The organism is Acetobacter thailandicus (assembly GCF_011516655.1).
Lineage (GTDB): Bacteria > Pseudomonadota > Alphaproteobacteria > Acetobacterales > Acetobacteraceae > Acetobacter > Acetobacter thailandicus.
The window spans coordinates 123,260-141,725 of sequence record NZ_WOSV01000005.1; the positions used below are offsets into that span (position 1 = coordinate 123,260).

An 18,466-nucleotide genomic window follows, 5' to 3' on the forward strand; every position below is an offset into this window, starting at 1 on the left:
ACACATTTCAGAGTGTAAACTCTAGAAATGCAGCGCACCATCATAAGCTGCAAGTACAGCTTCATGCATTGATTCTGAGATGGTTGGATGCGGGAAGATCGTTTCGATCAGCTCTGCTTCCGTCAGCTCACTGCTACGCGCAATAACGTAGCCCTGAATCATTTCCGTAACCTCGGCGCCAATCATGTGTGCGCCAAGCAGCTCACCGGTTTTGGCATCAAACACGGTTTTGATCAGACCTTCAGGCTCGCCCATGGCCAGTGCTTTACCGTTTGCTGCCAGAGGGAACTTGCCCACCCGCACTTTATAACCGGCTTCTTTGGCTTTTGCTTCTGTATAGCCAACAGAAGCTACCTGAGGGCGACAATATGTGCAGCCAGGAATTTTTGTCGGGTCAATAGCATGAACGGTTTTGCCGGCAATTGCCTCAACGCACATGACAGCTTCGTGGCTGGCTTTATGGGCAAGCCATGGTGCGCCGGCAATATCGCCAATAGCATAAATACTAGGTTCAGCTGTGCGGCACAGGGAGTCAGTTACAATATGGGTACGATCAACAACAATTTTTGTGTTTTCAAGACCGAGATTTTCAACATTACCCACAATGCCAACGGCTGAAATCACCCGGTCAACAACGATTGTCTGTGTTTTGCCACCGGCTTCAACAGGAACAGAAACTTCACTGGCCGTTTTGCTCAAAGCCCCCAGTTTTGCACTGGTTATAACTTTAATGCCCTGTTTCTCGAAAGATTTCTGAGCAATAGCACTGATCTCTTCATCTTCGACCGGCAGTATGCGTGGCGCAACTTCAACCAGTGTGACTTCTGAACCCATATTACGGTAGAATGAAGCAAATTCAGTGCCAATAGCACCTGAACCAATAACCAGCAGGCGGGCTGGCAGTTCTTCAGGCACAAGTGCTTCACGGTAGGACCATACCAGCTTACCATCAGGCTCAAGTCCTGGCAGTTTGCGGGCCCGGGCACCCGTGGCCAGAATAACATGGCGTGCGCTCAGTGTTGCCGTAACCGCATCTTTCTCGTGCACCAGCACCTTGCGTGTGCCGTCTTTTGCCAGCTCGCCAAGTTTACCAAAACCATTAAAAACAGGCACTTTGGCTTTTTTAAGCAGGTGAGCAATACCGCCTGAGAGCTTACCGGATACAGCGCGTGAGCGGGCAACGACAGCCTTAAAGTCAAAGCTGATGTTATCAGCTTTAAAACCATAAGCAGGCAGATCATGCAGAAGATGGTTAATTTCCGATGCTCTGAGCAATGCCTTGGTGGGAATACATCCCCAGTTCAGACAGATACCGCCCAGATGATTTGCTTCAACTACAGCAACAGAAAGCCCCAGCTGGGCAGCGCGCAGTGCTGCCACATACCCGCCAGGTCCGCCCCCGACAACGATAATATCAAAATTTGTCTGGCTCATGATGAGTCTCTCAGTCAGATAACAAGGTTCAGAGGAGATTCAACAACAGAACGGAAGGCTGACAGCCATTCTGCTGCGGTTGAGCCATCAATTACACGATGATCAACTGAGAGGGTCACGGTCATAACAGTTGCTGGTACGATCTCGCTGCCCTTAATCACAGGCTGCCTGCGACCTGCGGCAATAGCCAGAATGGCAGCCTGTGGCGGGTTAATAATAGCTGAGAAATCTTTTACGCCATACATACCCATGTTGGAGACGGAGAATGTACCCCCCTGGAATTCATCCGGCTTCAGCTTGCCTTCGCGGGCACGTTTGACCAGATCTTTCGCTTCCTGGCTGATTTGTCGGAGGCTTTTTTTATCAGCCTGTCTGACGATAGGCGTGATCAGACCATCAGGAATAGAAACAGCGACTGAAATGTCGGCATCATCATACAGAATCATCGTCTCATTGGTATAAGAGGCGTTGACAGCAGGTACGCGTTTCAGAGCCACAGCGACAGCTTTAATCAGCATGTCATTAACGGAAATTTTGAAAGATTCTTCGCCTTCAGATGCTGCCAGAGCATTAATCTGTGAACGCAGAGCCAGCAGAGCATCAAGCTCAACATCAACAGAAACGTAGAAGTGAGGAATGGTGCTTTTGGCTTCGGTCAGACGTTTTGCAATGACCTTACGCATTGTAGAATGCGGGACAGTGCGGGTCTCGCCTGCTGCCACAGCGGCCTGGACAGGTGCTTTTGGTGCAGAGGCCGCAGCTTCAACATCACGACGGACAATACGGCCGTGCGGGCCGCTTCCCTTCAGTTTCGAGATGTCGATGTTGTTCTGCTTCGCAATGCGACGTGCCAGTGGAGAGGCAAAAATACGATCTTTACCATGAGCAGGAGCGACCTTCGCAGGTGTGAGGGCTGGTGCTGCAGCAGCTTTTTTTGCCGGTTCAGCAACGGAAGCTGCCGGAGCAGCGGCTGGTGCCGGTGGCGCAGATTTTGTAACCTGATCAGGCACAGCCTCGCCTTCTTCTACAAGAATGGCGATCGGTGTGTTAACAGCAACGCCCTGCGCCCCGGCCTCGATCAGAATACGCCCCAGAATGCCTTCATCAACGGCTTCTACTTCCATCGTTGCTTTATCAGTTTCGATTTCAGCCAGAACGTCACCGCTTGATACGGTGTCGCCCTCTTTTTTAAGCCAGCGTGCCAGTGTGCCCTCAGTCATTGTCGGAGAGAGCGCGGGCATAAGAATTTCAGTAGCCATTTTGCTTCTCCTCAGACCATGCCACGCACAGCGTTTACAATATCTTCAGCGTGGGGCAGTGCCAGCTTTTCAAGGTTGGCAGCGAAAGGCATGGGTACATCAACACCAGCCACACGAACCGGTGGGGCATCCAGCCAGTCAAATGCATGTTCGGTGATCTGCATAGCAACTTCAGCGCCAATGCCTGCAAATGGCCAGCCTTCTTCAACGGTCACCAGACGGCTGGTTTTCTTCACGCTCTCAACAATTGTTGCGGTATCGAGCGGACGCAGACTGCGCAGGTTAATCACTTCGGCGCTGATCCCCTGCTCGGCCAGAACCTTAGCCGCTTCAAGAGCTTCACCCACCATGATGGAGAAGGCAACGATTGTTACATCAGTCCCTGCCCGTTCAATTTTGGCCTTGCCTATTGGCAAAATGAAATCTTCATCGGTCGGACATTCAAATTTATGCCCGTAGAGAATTTCATTTTCCAGGAAAATGACAGGGTTCGGGTCACGAATGGCTGCTTTAAGCAGGCCTTTTGCATCTGCTGCTGACCATGGCACAACCACCTTCAGGCCAGGAACATGAGCATACCAGCTGCCATAACATTGTGAATGCTGTGCACCCACACGTGCTGCCGCACCGTTAGGACCACGGAACACAATGGGACATCCCATCTGCCCGCCTGACATATACAGGGTTTTAGCAGCAGAGTTGATAATGTGGTCGATTGCCTGCATGGAGAAGTTCATGGTCATGAACTCAACAACAGGTTTCAGGCCGGTCAGGGCTGCACCCACTGCCATACCGGTAAAGCCGTGTTCGGTGATAGGCATGTCAATGACGCGTTTTTCGCCAAACTCTGCCAGCAGCCCCTGAGAAACTTTATAAGCCCCCTGGTACTGACCAACTTCTTCCCCCATCAGGAAGACGTCTTCGTCATGACGTAATTCTTCAGCCAGAGCCTGATTAAGTGCCTCTCTGACCGTTATTTCTGCTGTCGGCCCCCAGTCTTTCTCGACATAGGTTTCTCCCTCAGCATATGTCGCTGGTGCGCTCACCGGTGCGACAGCTGCCTGAGCAGGCTCGGCAGAGGGCTGCGGTGCAGCAGCTGAGGCATGCTCGGGAACAGCTTCGCCTTCCTCAACCAGAATGGCGATCGGTGTGTTGACTGCTACACCCTGCGTGCCAGCCGGTATCAGAATACGACCGAGAATGCCCTCATCAACGGCTTCGACTTCCATCGTTGCCTTATCAGTTTCGATTTCTGCCAGAATTTCGCCGCTTGCTACGGTGTCACCTTCGTTCTTCAGCCAGCGTGAGAGCGTACCTTCTGTCATGGTGGGAGAAAGCGCGGGCATTAAAATATCTGTAGCCATAATCAGTCAACCTTCCTGCAGAACGTCAGTGTAGAGCTCGGCAGGGTCAGGGAACGGACTGGTCTGCGCAAATTCAACACAATCTTTAACAGTGTCTTTTACATCATTTTCAATGCTCTTGAGCTCATCTTCGGTGACACCGGAATCGAGCAGAATATGACGAACATGTTCAATCGGATCACGATTTTTACGAACAGATTCAACTTCTTCACGGGTACGATATTTTGCCGGATCAGAGACAGAGTGACCACGATAACGATAGGTCATAATTTCGAGCAGATAAGGCCCTTTACCTGCACGGCAGTGTGCCACGACCTCAGCCGTTGCTTCATACACTGCGGCAACATCCATACCGTCAACGCGGCGTCCGGGAATGCCCCATGGCTCGCCATTGCGCCAGAACTCTTTCGAGGCAGAGGCACGTTCGACGCTTGTTCCCATACCGTAGAGATTATTTTCGATAATAAAGATGCAGGGTAATTTATGGAGTGCTGCCAGGTTAAAGCTTTCATAAACCTGACCCTGGTTAGCCGCACCATCACCAAAATATGCGACAGCAACCTCGTCTGTGCCACGATATTTGTTAGCAAAGGCAAGCCCCGCACCCAAAGCAACCTGTGCGCCTACAATGCCATGACCGCCATAGAAATTTTTCTCACGCGAGAACATATGCATCGAGCCGCCTTTACCGCGTGAATAACCTGTTTCACGCCCGGTCAGCTCAGCCATAACGCCACGTGCGCTCATGCCGGCGGCCAGCATCTGCCCGTGATCGCGGTAGGAGGTGATGATTTTGTCACCATCTTTAAGGGCCATCTGCACGCCCACCACAACGGCTTCCTGCCCGATATAAAGGTGGCAGAAACCGCCGATAAGACCCATGCCATAAAGCTGGCCGGCTTTTTCCTCAAATTTACGGATCAGCAGCATATTATGAAAAGCCTGCTGAAACTGCTCTCTGGTCAGAGAGGGACCATTCCCGCCTGAAATGAGGGTGCCGTGGGTCTCTGCCTGCATAAGGTGGTCCTTCATACTTAAAGATGCGTTCGCAACATTTTAAGGAAATGTTATGATAAAGCGTGTTTTTTGAAAATAATGTTTATTACGTGAGAAGGTAAGATTTCTATTTTGTGATAGCGGTCTTTCAGACTGCGTTATACTCCCCTGACTGTCCTCCGCTTTTATGGAGCAGGTGAATATCAGAAATACACATGCCACGATCAGCAGCCTTGCACATATCGTACAACGTCAGTGCTGCCACAGACACTGCCGTAAGTGCCTCCATTTCAACACCGGTCGCCCCGCTGGTGGAGACAGAGGCCCTGATTTCAATTCCTCTGCCGTCGGGGATGAGGTCAACCTCAACGCTGCTTAATGACAGAGGGTGACAAAGGGGAATAATATCCGATGTTTTTTTTGCTGCCATAATTGCAGCGATACGTGCGGTTGCAAGAACGTCCCCCTTAGCTGCCCGCCCGGAAAGGACAAGCTCAAGGGTTTCCTTCGTCATAGAGATATGACCTTTAGCAACTGCTTTACGGCGCGTCGGTGCTTTTGATGAAATATCCACCATACGCGCCTCGCCGGCATCATTCAGATGTGTCAGGCCGGAATGACGGGTTGTCATCAGGCACGACCAAGAAGTACACGAGCTGCCTGCCCCGGATCCGGCTGGCGCAGCAGCGATTCACCAACAAGGAAGCCTGTCACACCGATATCAGTCAGGCGTGTTACTTCAGCATGCGTTTTAATGCCGCTTTCAGAAACAATAATCCGGTCAGGTGGCACCAGAGGCGTTAAGACGACAGTCGTCTCGATGTCTGTGATCAGCGTTCTGAGATTGCGGTTATTAATACCAATCAAAAAGGCATCAATTGCCAGGGCCCGGTTGAGTTCCTCTTCATCATGGACTTCGAGAAGAACATCCATTTCCAGGCCTTTAGCGTGGTCAACCAGTTCCTGCAGTTCTTCATCACTCAGAATCCCAACAATCAGCAGGATACAGTCAGCGCCAATGGTGCGGCTTTCATAAACCTGCCACGGGTCTATAATGAAGTCTTTGCGCAAAACCGGCAGAGATGTTGCCGCACGTGCCGCCTGGAGATCCTCATTGCTGCCGTGGAAGCATGAACTTTCAGTCAGAACAGAAAGGCATGCTGCACCGGCCTGTTCATAAGCCTGAGCAATAGCTGCAGGATTATAATTCTCCTGCAGAATTCCGGCTGAAGGAGAGGCTTTTTTAAGCTCCGCAATGAGCCCGACAGAGCGATCTGCCGACTTTTCTTTTAATGCACGACAAAACCCACGTGGTGCTTCTTTTACGTCCTGTGCTCTGGCCGTGATCTCTTTGAGGGAGACAAGGGTTGAGCGATGTTCAACTTCCAGGCGCGTTCGTGCACAGATACGTGCCAGCACATCGGGCAGCTCATCTGATGTTTTTATGTCAGAAGGGGTTGCGGTTGATGGCGTAGTTGTTTCGGTCATAATTATCCTGTGGTGTTTTAAACGTGCGATTCAGACGATGAGAGACGTAAGTCCTGTAGCAAAGCCATAGCTGAGCCATCGTCAAGCGGGCGACTCACAACGGAAATAACTTCCCGCAAAGCGCGCGTGTCAAAACTATCATTTTTCAAAATAGATACCCGGCCTGAAACATGCAGGGCGCAGGCGGCATTGAGCAGAACTGTATCACGATACGGCCCGGTTGCACCATGCAAAAGTTCTGTCAGAGCCAGAGCGTTCTCCCCGGGGCTCCCTCCCCTGATAGCTGAAACCGGTGCAGATATGAGGCCGCTCATCTCCGGTTCAAGTAACAGGGTATTTTTTTTACCCTGCTCACAGCTGACAATATGTGTCGGGCCGGCAAGAGTAACTTCGTCAATACCCTGTATTTCACCATCAGGCATGCCGCATACAGCCCAGGCCATCTCGGCTCCAAGTGTCGCCAGAACATCAGCAATAATACTGAGCCATTCTGTTGAAAAAACACCGGTCATCTGTCGTTTAACGCCGGCGGGGTTTGAGAGTGGCCCTATCAGGTTAAAAAGAGTGCGAATGCCCAGCGCTTTTCGTGCCTGTGCTGCAAATCGCATTCCAGGGTGATGGTTAGGAGCTGCCATAAAAGTCAGATTGTGCGTCTTCAGCTGCGCAGAAAGAGCCGCCGGGTCACTAAGCAGAGGAATACCCAGGGCTGAAAGCACATCAGAGGCGCCCGTCTGAGAAGAAACCGCCCTGTTACCATGCTTGGCAACAGGCACACCAAGAGCGGCAAGAACAAAAGCTGTGGCCGTGGAAACATTAAGGGTATTATAGCCATCGCCACCCGTGCCGCAGACATCCATTGCTCCGGCTGGTGCGCCGGGAACAGCTACCATGGCATTGCGCATGGCTGTTACGGCACCCAGAAGTTCAGGCAGATCTTCTTTTTGCATACGCAGGGCAACGGCAAAAGCTGCAATGCACTCAGAAGGAACGTGCCCTTCCATAATCAGGCGGAAAGCATATTCTGTTTCTGCCTGGCTTAGTCTTTTTCCCTGACACAGATTATTAAGATAATCTTTAAAAACAGAACAATAGTCTGATAGTGCAGGTTGCGCTGAATGTATTGTCATGCGTTCAGGCTGGAGATGTCTGTCTAGCCCATGCGCGGGCCTGGGTCATGAAGTTGCGTAAAATCTGATGGCCGCACTCTGACGCAATGCTTTCAGGATGGAACTGCACCCCGGATACCGGAAAGTGGCGGTGCCTTACACCCATTATAACATTATCTTCAGTCCAGGCCGTAACTTCCAGTTCATCAGGTATGCTGTCAGGGGCCAGTGTCAGGCTATGGTAGCGCGTGGCCTTAAACGGGTCAGGCAAATCTTTAAAAACATCACTGTTATTATGAAAAACCGGGCTGACCTTACCATGCATAGGCACAGATGCTCTTACAACTTTTGCTCCGAACACCTGCCCTATGGACTGATGCCCCAGACAAACCCCGAAAACCGGGATTTTACCGGCAGCCTGAGAAATCAGGTCACAACAGATTCCAGCCTCGTCCGGTGAGCACGGACCGGGTGAGAGAACAATAGCTTCAGGTGCAAGAGCAACCGCTTCAGCGGCACTCAGGGCATCATTGCGATAGACGCGACATGTCTCCCCGAGTTCACCAAGATAGTGAACCAGGTTGAATGTAAAGCTATCGTAATTGTCGATAAGCAGGATCATGACGTGATGATGCCTTTGTGCAGAGATGAGGTCAAATTCAGGATGGAGATGAGAGTTTCTGAGCCTGAAGAATGGCAGATTCAGCGGCCCTAAAAACAGCACGGGCCTTATGTTGCGTTTCGGCATATTCGGCATCAGGCACACTATCTGCCACGACACCGCAGCCAGCCTGCACGTACATCATGCCGTCTTTTACAACAGCCATACGCAGGCCGATACAGGTATCCATATCGCCACCTGCACCAAAATAGCCGATGCAACCAGCATATGTCGCACGGCGGGTTGGCTCGACTTCGTCAATAATTTCCATGGCGCGGATTTTGGGCGCGCCGGTTAGTGTACCTGCGGGAAAGGCTGCAACCAGCGCATCAAGCGCATCAAGGTCAGGAGAGAGCGTGCCTTCAACGTTAGAAGAAATATGCATAACGTGGCTAAAACGCTCAATGACAAACTGCTCTGTGACTTTTACTGAGCCTGGTTTGCACACGCGCCCGACATCGTTGCGCCCAAGGTCGATGAGCATCAGGTGCTCTGCCAGCTCTTTCTGATCGCTGAGCAGATCCTGCTCAAGGCGACGATCTTCCTCAATATCTTTCCCTCTTGGGCGGGTACCTGCCAGAGGGCGAACGGTCATTTTTCCTTCGCTTAGCCGCACCAGAATTTCCGGAGAAGACCCGACAAGTGAAAAACGACCAAAATCAAGATGGAACAGGAAGGGCGCAGGGTTAATACGCCTCAGGCTGCGATATAAACTCAGAGAAGGCAGAGTAAATGGTGTAGAAAAGCGCTGGCTCGGCACAACCTGAAAGGCGTCCCCTGCCCTGATATAATCCTGGATACGTTTTACAGCCCCACAAAACTGCTCTTTCGTGAAGGTTGATCCAGGCTGCTGAAAGTCAGCAACCGGCGGGGTTATGCTTTCCTCAGGTAACCCGGCATTCAGGCAGGCACGCGCCTGAGCCAGAAGTGCCTGAGCGCTTTCCCAGCTGTCTTCACAGCTCTGCCCGGTCTTCGGGCGTACTGGTGCGGCAAGAATAAGCTCATCACTGACCGTATCAAAAACAGCAAATAAACCGGGGCGAATCATAACAGATTCGGGCAGATCGAGGTCATCTTCAGGAGGGTGCGGCAGCTTTTCCATCTGCCTCACCATGTCATAACCGAGATAGCCAAAAAGACCCGCTATCATGGGGGGGAGCCCATCGGGCAGATCAAGCTGAGTTTCGTTTATCAGGCTGCGTAAATGGGTCAGAGCAGCTTCGGTAATCTGTTCCGGTGCGGTGTCTGCATCTTCCGGTGCGCGGTCAAGCAGAACTTTGCCCTGATGGCAGGTCCAGACAAGATCAGGTTTAAGAGCGATAACAGAGTAGCGACCACGGGCAGCCCCCCCCTCTACACTTTCAAGCAACAGACTATACTGCTGCGACGTCGCATCGAGGGACCTGAGGCGTATATAAGCAGAGACCGGCGTAAGGAGGTCGGCAGGCTCGACAGAAAACACAACACTCGCCTGGCCATTATCCCAGCGTGCTCTGACCTCCTGCAGGGAGGGAGAGGTCTGCATATGGGTCATAACACTCATCGTTGTGTATTTCCGCCAAAGCCAAGAGCGTTAATAACAGCTGCTACGGCCTGATTGTTGATCTGAGGAGGGCTCTTTTTGACCAGAGCATTGACATAAGAAGATGCAAGATCATCCGCATTGCTGCGTGCCAGACTTTGTCTGATATTTTGCATAGCAACGACATTCTTGTCTGACTGAGGCTGATAAACCTTTGTAACCGTCGCGATGATAAAGCTGTCATCATTCTCAGTCATGGCAGACTGCCCGGCTTTCATGTGCATCAGCAGTGCCATCAGATCCTGCGGGATGGCAGAGTTTGGTGCGGAGCGTGAGAAAGAGGCATTTTTCACGACAGAAGGAGAATCTGAGGCAGCTGAAACGCCACCTTTCTGCTGTGCTGCCAGATAAACGTCAGTTGCATGTTTATTGGCTGCCTGTCGCATCATATCAGACTGCCATGCGCTCAGCACATCCTGGCGGGCCTGCTCAAACGTACGGGGCCGGGCCGGTGTGACCTCGTCAACCTGCACGGCATACCAGCTATTGTCGGGCCCTTCGATCAGGTTAGGCTGCTCTCCTTTTTTTACAGAGAAAATTTTCTGAATAATGGCAGCGCGTAATTTACCCGATGCAGGGAGAGGGGCTGGCTCTTTATCCTGTGTATTGCCCTGAGCATCAAGGCTGCCGGCAGCAGCAACGGCACCGATATCAGAAGGAATAGTATCAAGGCCATTGCTGGCAATAACATCCTGAAGCTGACGGCTGCGTTCGCTTATCAGCTGAGGAGCCTTTGCGGTGCGGTACTGTTCAAGAATTTCAGCACGTGCCTGTTCAAAGGATGTGTTTTTAGGAGGGATAATTTTCAGCACCCTGAAAATCGCCCAGCCGGCTTCTGTTTTCACCGGACCGTCGATCTGTGAAACGGGGGACGCAAAAATAGCACTAGCGAGTGCTTCTGACGGAATGGCAGATGGTCTGATACCAGACATTTCGACCGAAGCACTGCCTTTTGATGCCGCCTGCATACCGACCCAGTCAGTGCCGTTTTTCCACATTGCAGCAAGTTTTGCAGCTTCATCCTGGTTGTTCAGTGTGATGATCTGAACATCGCGGGTTTCAGGTACATTATAATGTGATTTCTGGCCGTCATAGGCGCGCTGAAGCAATTTATCTTCAACGGTGATGCTTTTTGCTATCGTTTCAGGCGAAATGACAACAATTCTGGCATGGCGATACTCAGGAAGCTGAAACAGCCAGGGGTGATTGCTGTAATAACGATGCAGGACTGCTTCTGAAGGCTGAGCAGGAGGCTGAAAATCAGAGAAAGGAATTCTCAAAAAATCAACAACCCGTGTCTGCAATCCGTAATCCGCCAGGTAGCGCGCAACAGTTGATGAAGAACCAGCCCCCAGCTCTACCGGCTGAAGAACGGCGCGGATAGCAAGGTCATTATGTACCAGCTTTAAAAACCCCTGCTCTGTCATGTTATTGCTGCTCAGCACAGCATTAAACAGAGTGCGGTCAAAAGTTCCTGCGGCATTATGAAATGCAGGCACGGAAAAAACTTCATCACGAATAGCTGAATCAGGCACCCTGATATCAGAATGCTGGCTGGCCAGAATAAGTTCCTGACGCTGAATAAGCTGATTCAGGCTCTGATAAGCGGCCTGCTGCCCGACATAAGGCGGAATTTGTGCAGGGTTGCTGACACCAATCCGCTTTGTAATATCGGGGAGGCTTTTTCTCAGCTGTTCATCAAGACTCATGGTCGTGATTTCGTCACTGCCTATTTTGGCAGCAACATCATTCCCGGTGCCCATAAAGTTGATGATGTTACCTGCGCCAAAGCCAATAAAGGCGAGGAACACGCCAATGACCATAACGCGGCCCAGCCATGACTCAACAAAAATACGACGCAGGGATGAAAGCATAAATGAAAATCCGTAACAAAATCAGAGTTTGGAAAGCCGCTCAGAAGGTGGCAATATAAACAGCCCGGACACTCTTGACCAGATACAACCGTTTCATCTTCTCAGATGAAACGGAGATGGCTCACTGTGTATGGTAAAAATATGGTTTAGGCGGCAATATAGCTGAGCTGCACCTGTTTGAAGGTTGTGGCAATCGCTGCATAAGGAAAGCTGATATGAGCAGACAGATAATTGTTGGCAACTGGAAAATGAACGGAACGACCCGTGATTCGAAAGCGCTGGTCCAGGCGATTTCGGGCGGTGTGAAGGCTGAAGGTCCTGATGTTGTTATCTGTCCGCCATTTACGCAGCTCTCACTGGCGGCATCACAGCTTGAAGGCACTTCAGTCAGGCTTGGAGCTCAGGATTGCCATAAAGCGGCGTCAGGCGCTTATACAGGAGATATCTCCCCTGCGATGCTGACAGATCTTGGCGTGTCACACGTTATTCTGGGGCATTCTGAACGTCGTCAGGGGCATGGTGAACTTGATGAAACAGTAAGAGAAAAAGCCGTGGCAGCGGCAAAAGCCGGGCTGACACCTGTTGTCTGTATTGGCGAGACCGAAGATCAGCGTGAAAGTGGTGATCATTTTGATGTGCTTGGCTGGCAAATTAAAGGGTCGTTACCGGATGATTTTTCAGGTATACTGGCTTACGAGCCTATCTGGGCAATCGGGACAGGTCGCGCAGCAACGACAGAAGAAATAGCCGAGACAATGGTTTTTCTGCGTCAGGAGCTGGTGCGTCAGTTTGCTGAAAATGGAAAAAAAGTCAGAATTCTGTATGGCGGTTCCGTTAATAATGAAAATGCGGCTTCCATTCTGTCCATTCCCGAGGTAGCAGGTGCACTGGTTGGCGGCGCAAGCCTGAAGCCTGATGCGTTTTTATCTATTATTCATGCCGCTTCAGCATCCTGAGCAGTATATTCTATTCGGAAGACAATATGACCACAGTCCTGCTGATTCTCCATTTTTGCGTGACCATCGCTCTTATTGGCGTTGTGCTTATTCAGCGCAGTGAAGGCGGCGGGCTTGGTATTGGTAACAGCCAGGGCATGGGTGCGTTCATGTCAGGTCGTGGCACTGCCAATCTGCTGACCCGCAGCACAGCCGTACTTGCCGGTCTGTTTATGCTGCTGTCTCTGGTTCTTGCTGTACTGAACCGTGGCTCAGTCAGTGGTTATGGTCATGATATTCTGGCACAGCCAGCCCCTGTTGCGGCACCGGCTTCGCCCGCATCAGTTTCAGCGCCGGCTAAGCCCGCGCCAGCTCCTGTCGGCCAGGCTGCACAGCCAGCGGCGGGACACTGAGCCCCGGAGCACTCTCGCTATACTGTATCAGGCAGCTGAGAGTGCTCTGTCAGGAAACAGAAAACCTTTTTTTGTGCCTGTCTTTACTCATTTTGCTTTGTGCGTGTAGAAAGTCTGTCCATGACTCGCTTTGTATTTGTTACCGGTGGTGTTGTTTCCTCTCTTGGTAAGGGAATAGCATCAGCTGCACTTGCCGCATTGCTGCAGGCCCGTGGGTATAAAGTTCGCTTACGCAAACTTGACCCGTATCTTAACGTCGACCCTGGTACGATGAGCCCGTTTCAGCATGGTGAAGTTTTTGTCACTGATGATGGTGCCGAAACTGACCTTGATCTGGGCCATTATGAGCGCTTTACCGGCGTGAATGCGACCCGGGAAGACAACACAACAACCGGAAAAATTTACTCTGATGTGATCGCGCGTGAGCGCCGCGGTGACTATCTTGGTGGAACTGTTCAGGTTATTCCGCATATTACTGATGCGATTAAAAATATCGTCGTTGCTAATACAGACCATCTTGACTTCGTGCTGGTTGAAATAGGCGGTACTGTCGGTGATATTGAAAGCCTGCCTTTCCTTGAATCGATCCGTCAGCTTCGTAATGACCTGGGCATGGCCCAGACAATGGTTGTCCACCTTACTTTGCTGCCATGGATCCCCTCAGCAGGTGAGCTGAAAACGAAGCCGACCCAGCATTCTGTTAAAGAACTGCAGAATGTTGGCCTGCAGCCACAAATTCTCTTGTGTCGTTGCGACCGCCCTATTCCTGAAAGCGAACGCAGCAAGATTGCGAACTTCTGTAACGTCAGACCTGAAGCAGTGATTGCTGCACGTGACGTTGATACAATCTATGCCTGCCCCCTCTCCTACCATGCTGAGGGTATGGATAACGAAGTTCTGCGTTACTTTGGTCTGCCATTTGAAGATGAACCTGACCTTTCCGGCTGGGAGAAAATTGTAGACGCTATTCGCCACCCTGAACGCGAAGTGCGTATTGCAGTGGTTGGTAAGTATACCGCCCTGCTGGATAGCTATAAGTCGCTCAATGAGGCGCTGCTTCATGGGGGTATCAGCCACCGCACGAAGGTGAAACTGGACTGGATTGAAGCTGAAAAGCTTGAAAAGTCTGACACCGCCCTTGAACAGCTGGCGCAGGCTGATGGTATTCTGGTCCCCGGTGGTTTTGGTGAGCGCGGTTCAGAGGGCAAAATTGCCGCTATCCGTTATGCTCGTGAAAATAAAATTCCATTCCTGGGTATTTGCCTTGGGATGCAGATGGCTGTTATTGAGTGCGCCCGTAATCTTGCAGGCCTGCCGGATGCGTCATCAACTGAATTTGGCCACACCCCGGAGCCTCTTGTCGGTATTATGACTGAGTGGGCACGCGGCAAAGAACGTCTGCGTCGTAGTGAAAGCGGAGAGCTTGGCGGCACGATGCGTCTGGGCTCTTACCCGGCTCAGTTAGTCGCAGGGTCAAAGATTGCACAGCTTTATGGTTCAACGGCCATTAACGAGCGCCATCGTCACCGTTACGAGGTGAATATTCACTACCGTGAAAAACTTGAAAAAGCCGGAATGGTTTTTTCAGGTCTGTCGCCCGATGGGATTTTGCCAGAAGTTGTTGAATATGCTGATCACCCCTGGTTTATGGCGGTGCAGTATCACCCTGAGCTGAAATCAAGGCCTTTTGCACCTCACCCTCTTTTCTCAGGTCTGGTTGGCGCTGCCCTGCAGAAGAAAGAAGCTTGTTAATGAGTAACTCAGCCCATAATTTTCAGCTCGGTGAGCTGAAAATTGGCAACGATCAGCCTTTTGTGCTGATCGCCGGGCCATGTCAGATAGAATCTGCAGCTCATGCTCAGGAAACAGCGCAGGCTCTCAGGGAAATCTGTGGTGCTCTTGGGCTTGGGCTGATTTATAAAAGCTCATACGATAAAGCCAACCGTACCAGTGTTTCAGCGCAGCGTGGCATTGGCATGAATGAGGGGCTGCAAATTCTCTCTGATATTCGTGAGACGTTGCAGATACCTGTGCTGACTGATGTACATACTGCTGAGCAGTGTGCTCCTGCTGCACAGGCTGTTGATGTGTTGCAAATTCCCGCCTTCCTGTGTCGTCAGACAGACCTGTTGCTGGCAGCGGGACAGACCGGTGCCGTGGTCAACGTGAAAAAAGGGCAGTTTCTCGCTCCCTGGGATATGCAGCACGTTGCTCATAAAATTGCATCTACAGGCAATAAGCGCATTATGCTGTGTGAGCGCGGTACCAGCTTTGGTTATAACACACTGGTGAATGACATGCGTGGCCTGCCGATTATGGCACAAACTGGCTACCCGGTTGTTTTTGATGCCACCCATTCAGTGCAGCAGCCTGGTGGTCAGGGCACCTCATCTGGCGGACAAAGAGAGTTTGCTCCGATCCTGGCCCGTGCGGCCCTGGCAACAGGTGTCGCTTCATTGTTTATTGAAGTGCACCAGGACCCTGATCGTGCTCCCAGCGATGGTCCTAATATGCTGCCAATTTCAGCACTCCCCAGGCTTTTTGAGCAGTTCAGGCAACTGGATAGCCTGGTAAAACAGTTTATCTGAAACTAAGACCCTCTGGTTTATAAAATCAGAGGGTTTTTTATACTTCGATTTTAATATTTATGACGTGTCGGTATTACGAGCTATCTTGCTGTAAACCCTGTGTTTTGTCAGGTCATCTGCAAAAATATAAAAACCAGAGAGATGGTCAGGCAGCGAGAGGCAGCCTGATCAGTCCTGACTGTTATTCCGTATAACATGATTATGAAGTGTTATGGCCGCTAAGAGCACGCGCAGGGTCACGCATGCTCTTAGCCTGTCAGATTAAACGTCGAGATTTGCCACTCTGAGAGCATTACCGACAATGAAGTCACGGCGTGGTTCAACAACATCGCCCATCAGAGTGGTAAAGACCTGCCCGGCTTCTTCAACGTCACCGATTTTCACCTGGAGTAAAGTACGCATGGCCGGGTCCAGAGTGGTTTCCCACAGCTGCTCGTTATTCATTTCGCCCAGACCTTTGAAGCGGTTAATGGCAAGACCACGCCGCCCCTGTGCCAGAAGATGTGCATAAAGCCCTGCCGGACCAGCAAATTTTGTCTCTGACGTTTCATAACGCAGGGTGACACCCGTACCAAACTGCTTTTGCAGGCGCGCAAGCTGTAAGGTAAGCCAGCGGCTGTCCCCACCAGCAAGAGCTGTGGGATCAATACGGTAAGTTTCCCCTACGCCTCTGACTTTGCGTGAAAGCTCAATGCCTGTCTCACTGATATCAACAGACCAGCCACGTTCATTTTCAGCTGAGGCGGCATCAAGTCTGGCCTGAAGATCAGAAGCTCTTTCGCGCTGAGTGGCTGGTGAATCAGTGAGTATACCTGCCAGAGCAGCCTGTTCGATAATCCAGCGTGGTGTGCGTGTTGCCAGACGATTAATCGCCTGGGTAGCCTGCTGGATAAATGGCAGGTCTGCTTCAATCCCTTCTTCGCTGCGCTCTTCTTTATCGCTGTAGACAAAGGTGGCTTTATTGAGCGCTTTTTCGAGCAGATAAGCTTCAAGAGCCGCATCATCTTTCAGATAATGCTCTTCATTGCCACGCTTTGCCCGGTAAAGAGGAGGCTGAGCAATATACAGGTAGCCTCGTTCAATCAGTTCAGGCATCTGCCGGAAGAAAAAGGTCAGGAGCAATGTACGGATATGCGAGCCGTCAACGTCAGCGTCAGTCATAATGACGATGCGATGATAACGAAGCTTGTCGATAGAGAACCCGCCCTGATCGACTTCCCCGCGTCCGATACCTGTACCCAGTGCGGTAATCAGAGTGCCAACTTCCTGTGAGCCGAGCATTCTGTCAAAGCGCGCACGCTCAACGTTGAGAATTTTACCTTTTAGAGGCAGGATTGCCTGAAAACGTCTGTCCCTGCCCTGTTTTGCTGTACCACCGGCGGAATCACCCTCAACGATAAATATTTCAGCTTTAGAGGCGTCGCGTTCCTGACAATCTGCGAGTTTTCCTGGCAGCGAAGAAATATCCAGGATCCCTTTGCGGCGTGTCAGTTCACGGGCTTTACGGGCTGCCTCACGGGCTGATGCAGCATCGAGCACCTTAGAGACAATAATTTTTGCCTCTTTAGGGTGTGTTTCAAACCAGTGGCCAAGCATGTCAGCAACAACCGTGTGCACCACAGGCTGCACTTCTGAAGAGACCAGCTTATCTTTTGTCTGAGAGGAGAATTTAGGATCAGGCACCTTAACTGAGAGAACGGCCGTCAGTCCTTCTCTCATGTCATCACCGGTCAGAGAGAGAGAGTCTTTTTTGATAATACCTTCGGCATATTTACCAACAACGCGGGTCAGAGCCTGGCGGAAGCCAGCCAGATGCGAGCCGCCGTCACGCTGAGGAATGTTGTTGGTGAAGCACAGCATGGTTTCGTGGTAGCTGTCGTTCCAGGAGAGTGAAAACTCCACCTTAATGCCGCTGTCTTCATTTTCGATTTCACCGCTTACGGGTGGTGTAATCAGAGGGGTACGTGCCCGATCCAGCCAGGAGACGAAAGCTTCAAGGCCGCCTTCAAAATGAAAAACTTCTTCACGTTTTTCTTCAGTGCGGTGGTCACGCAGTGTGATTTGCAAACCTGAGTTCAGGAATGCCAGCTCGCGCAGGCGCCGCTCAAGAATAGCGAAGTCGAAAACAGTTTTAGGAAACGTCTCGCTACTTGGTTTAAACGTAACAAGCGTGCCACGCTCTTCTGACGATGTGCCGACAACAGCGAGGGGAGCGTCTCGTTCACCATGGCGGAAGCAGATAATGTGCTCCTGCCCGCCACGCCAGATGCGCACTTCCATTTTTTCAGAGAGGGCATTAACGACGGCCGCACCAACCCCATGTAGTCCACCTGAGACTTTGTAGGAGTTCTGGTTAAACTTACCGCCGGCATGAAGGCGTGTCAGAACAACCTCAGCTGCGCTGATCCCCTCTTCCTCATGCATATCGGTCGGAATACCGCGCCCGTTATCACGCACACTCACGCTGCCATCAGCGTTCAGGGTGACAAGGCAGTAGGTTGCATGACCAGCCTGCGCCTCATCAATCGAGTTATCGATGATTTCAAAAGCCATATGATGCAGACCTGAGCCGTCATCAGTATCGCCAATATACATGCCGGGGCGTTTTCTGACCGCATCAAGACCTTTGAGGACAGAAATAGACGAAGCGCCGTATTCTTCTTCCGCACCGGTTTCAGACGTAAACTGAGTTTTGTCGGTCATGAATATATGATACTCCGGATGAGGAAGAGTGAAAAAACTTGCATTGCTATCTTATACGACGGC

Annotated in this window: 15 protein-coding genes; 4 read left to right on the forward strand and 11 right to left on the reverse strand. The window is 51.2% G+C overall.

Features of this window, described 5'->3' with window-relative positions; genetic code table 11:
- Positions 1–21: 21 nt before the first annotated feature.
- The 10 genes from lpdA to GOB58_RS08535 form a co-directional block, all read right to left on the reverse strand.
- Positions 22–1,434, reverse strand: coding sequence for a dihydrolipoyl dehydrogenase (gene lpdA / locus GOB58_RS08490; RefSeq protein ID WP_173559906.1), 1,413 nt, complete (start codon positions 1,432–1,434; stop codon positions 22–24).
- Positions 1,435–1,448: 14 nt separating this feature from the next.
- Positions 1,449–2,693, reverse strand: coding sequence for a pyruvate dehydrogenase complex dihydrolipoamide acetyltransferase (locus tag GOB58_RS08495; RefSeq protein ID WP_173559907.1), 1,245 nt, complete (start codon positions 2,691–2,693; stop codon positions 1,449–1,451).
- Positions 2,694–2,704: 11 nt separating this feature from the next.
- Positions 2,705–4,057, reverse strand: a complete 1,353-nt coding sequence (locus GOB58_RS08500; RefSeq protein ID WP_086554059.1) for a pyruvate dehydrogenase complex E1 component subunit beta — start codon at positions 4,055–4,057, stop codon at positions 2,705–2,707.
- 6 nt (positions 4,058–4,063) lie between these two features.
- Positions 4,064–5,089, reverse strand: a complete 1,026-nt coding sequence (gene pdhA / locus GOB58_RS08505; protein WP_233133302.1) for a pyruvate dehydrogenase (acetyl-transferring) E1 component subunit alpha — start codon at positions 5,087–5,089, stop codon at positions 4,064–4,066.
- Between the two features lie 112 nt (positions 5,090–5,201).
- Positions 5,202–5,684 (reverse strand): cyclic pyranopterin monophosphate synthase MoaC, encoded by a 483-nt coding sequence (moaC, locus tag GOB58_RS08510; RefSeq protein WP_173559908.1) that lies wholly within the window; start codon positions 5,682–5,684, stop codon positions 5,202–5,204.
- On the reverse strand, positions 5,684–6,541 hold the full coding sequence (trpC, locus tag GOB58_RS08515; protein WP_173559909.1) for an indole-3-glycerol phosphate synthase TrpC: 858 nt from the start codon (positions 6,539–6,541) through the stop codon (positions 5,684–5,686). Before trpC ends, moaC begins: the two co-directional genes overlap by 1 nt.
- Before the next feature lie 17 nt (positions 6,542–6,558).
- Positions 6,559–7,668, reverse strand: a complete 1,110-nt coding sequence (gene trpD / locus GOB58_RS08520) for an anthranilate phosphoribosyltransferase (protein WP_173559910.1) — start codon at positions 7,666–7,668, stop codon at positions 6,559–6,561.
- A gap of 4 nt (positions 7,669–7,672) precedes the next feature.
- Positions 7,673–8,269: an anthranilate synthase component II gene (locus GOB58_RS08525; RefSeq protein ID WP_173559911.1), complete on the reverse strand. Its 597-nt coding sequence runs from the start codon at positions 8,267–8,269 to the stop codon at positions 7,673–7,675.
- A 37-nt stretch (positions 8,270–8,306) separates the two neighbouring features.
- The gene (gene trpE, locus GOB58_RS08530) at positions 8,307–9,842 is read right to left on the reverse strand and encodes an anthranilate synthase component I (protein ID WP_407651746.1); all 1,536 of its coding nucleotides are present in this window, start codon (positions 9,840–9,842) and stop codon (positions 8,307–8,309) included.
- 5 nt (positions 9,843–9,847) lie between these two features.
- The gene (locus GOB58_RS08535; RefSeq protein WP_173559913.1) at positions 9,848–11,764 is read right to left on the reverse strand and encodes a peptidylprolyl isomerase; all 1,917 of its coding nucleotides are present in this window, start codon (positions 11,762–11,764) and stop codon (positions 9,848–9,850) included.
- Positions 11,765–11,979: 215 nt separating this feature from the next.
- Between GOB58_RS08535 and tpiA the strand changes: the two genes are divergently transcribed.
- From tpiA to kdsA, 4 genes are all read left to right on the forward strand, one after another.
- Entirely contained in the window at positions 11,980–12,720 is a 741-nt protein-coding gene (gene tpiA / locus GOB58_RS08540) for a triose-phosphate isomerase (protein WP_086554067.1), read from the forward strand.
- 26 nt (positions 12,721–12,746) lie between these two features.
- A complete protein-coding gene (gene secG, locus GOB58_RS08545) occupies positions 12,747–13,112 on the forward strand; it encodes a preprotein translocase subunit SecG (RefSeq protein ID WP_086635320.1) in 366 nt (121 codons plus the stop codon).
- Between the two features lie 120 nt (positions 13,113–13,232).
- The gene (locus GOB58_RS08550) at positions 13,233–14,864 is read left to right on the forward strand and encodes a CTP synthase (protein WP_086554069.1); all 1,632 of its coding nucleotides are present in this window, start codon (positions 13,233–13,235) and stop codon (positions 14,862–14,864) included.
- Positions 14,864–15,700 (forward strand): 3-deoxy-8-phosphooctulonate synthase, encoded by an 837-nt coding sequence (gene kdsA / locus GOB58_RS08555; protein ID WP_086554070.1) that lies wholly within the window; start codon positions 14,864–14,866, stop codon positions 15,698–15,700. Before GOB58_RS08550 ends, kdsA begins: the two co-directional genes overlap by 1 nt.
- A 261-nt stretch (positions 15,701–15,961) precedes the next feature.
- Here the strand turns inward: kdsA and gyrB are convergent, their stop codons facing one another.
- Complete coding sequence (gene gyrB / locus GOB58_RS08560; RefSeq protein ID WP_173559914.1) at positions 15,962–18,403, reverse strand: DNA topoisomerase (ATP-hydrolyzing) subunit B; 2,442 nt, start codon at positions 18,401–18,403, stop codon at positions 15,962–15,964.
- Between the last annotated feature and the right edge of the window lie 63 nt (positions 18,404–18,466).

What these genes read in the sequence shown, in the direction of transcription:
- lpdA (WP_173559906.1), bottom strand. Translation starts at nt 1,434, where the DNA reads ATGAGCCAGACAAATTTTGATATTATCGTTGTCGGGGGCGGACCTGGC.
- GOB58_RS08495 (WP_173559907.1), bottom strand. Translation starts at nt 2,693, where the DNA reads ATGGCTACTGAAATTCTTATGCCCGCGCTCTCTCCGACAATGACTGAG.
- GOB58_RS08500 (WP_086554059.1), bottom strand. Translation starts at nt 4,057, where the DNA reads ATGGCTACAGATATTTTAATGCCCGCGCTTTCTCCCACCATGACAGAA.
- pdhA (WP_233133302.1), bottom strand. Translation starts at nt 5,089, where the DNA reads ATGAAGGACCACCTTATGCAGGCAGAGACCCACGGCACCCTCATTTCA.
- moaC (WP_173559908.1), bottom strand. Translation starts at nt 5,684, where the DNA reads ATGACAACCCGTCATTCCGGCCTGACACATCTGAATGATGCCGGCGAG.
- trpC (WP_173559909.1), bottom strand. Translation starts at nt 6,541, where the DNA reads ATGACCGAAACAACTACGCCATCAACCGCAACCCCTTCTGACATAAAA.
- trpD (WP_173559910.1), bottom strand. Translation starts at nt 7,668, where the DNA reads ATGACAATACATTCAGCGCAACCTGCACTATCAGACTATTGTTCTGTT.
- GOB58_RS08525 (WP_173559911.1), bottom strand. Translation starts at nt 8,269, where the DNA reads ATGATCCTGCTTATCGACAATTACGATAGCTTTACATTCAACCTGGTT.
- trpE (WP_407651746.1), bottom strand. Translation starts at nt 9,842, where the DNA reads ATGACCCATATGCAGACCTCTCCCTCCCTGCAGGAGGTCAGAGCACGC.
- GOB58_RS08535 (WP_173559913.1), bottom strand. Translation starts at nt 11,764, where the DNA reads ATGCTTTCATCCCTGCGTCGTATTTTTGTTGAGTCATGGCTGGGCCGC.
- tpiA (WP_086554067.1), top strand. Translation starts at nt 11,980, where the DNA reads ATGAGCAGACAGATAATTGTTGGCAACTGGAAAATGAACGGAACGACC.
- secG (WP_086635320.1), top strand. Translation starts at nt 12,747, where the DNA reads ATGACCACAGTCCTGCTGATTCTCCATTTTTGCGTGACCATCGCTCTT.
- GOB58_RS08550 (WP_086554069.1), top strand. Translation starts at nt 13,233, where the DNA reads ATGACTCGCTTTGTATTTGTTACCGGTGGTGTTGTTTCCTCTCTTGGT.
- kdsA (WP_086554070.1), top strand. Translation starts at nt 14,864, where the DNA reads ATGAGTAACTCAGCCCATAATTTTCAGCTCGGTGAGCTGAAAATTGGC.
- gyrB (WP_173559914.1), bottom strand. Translation starts at nt 18,403, where the DNA reads ATGACCGACAAAACTCAGTTTACGTCTGAAACCGGTGCGGAAGAAGAA.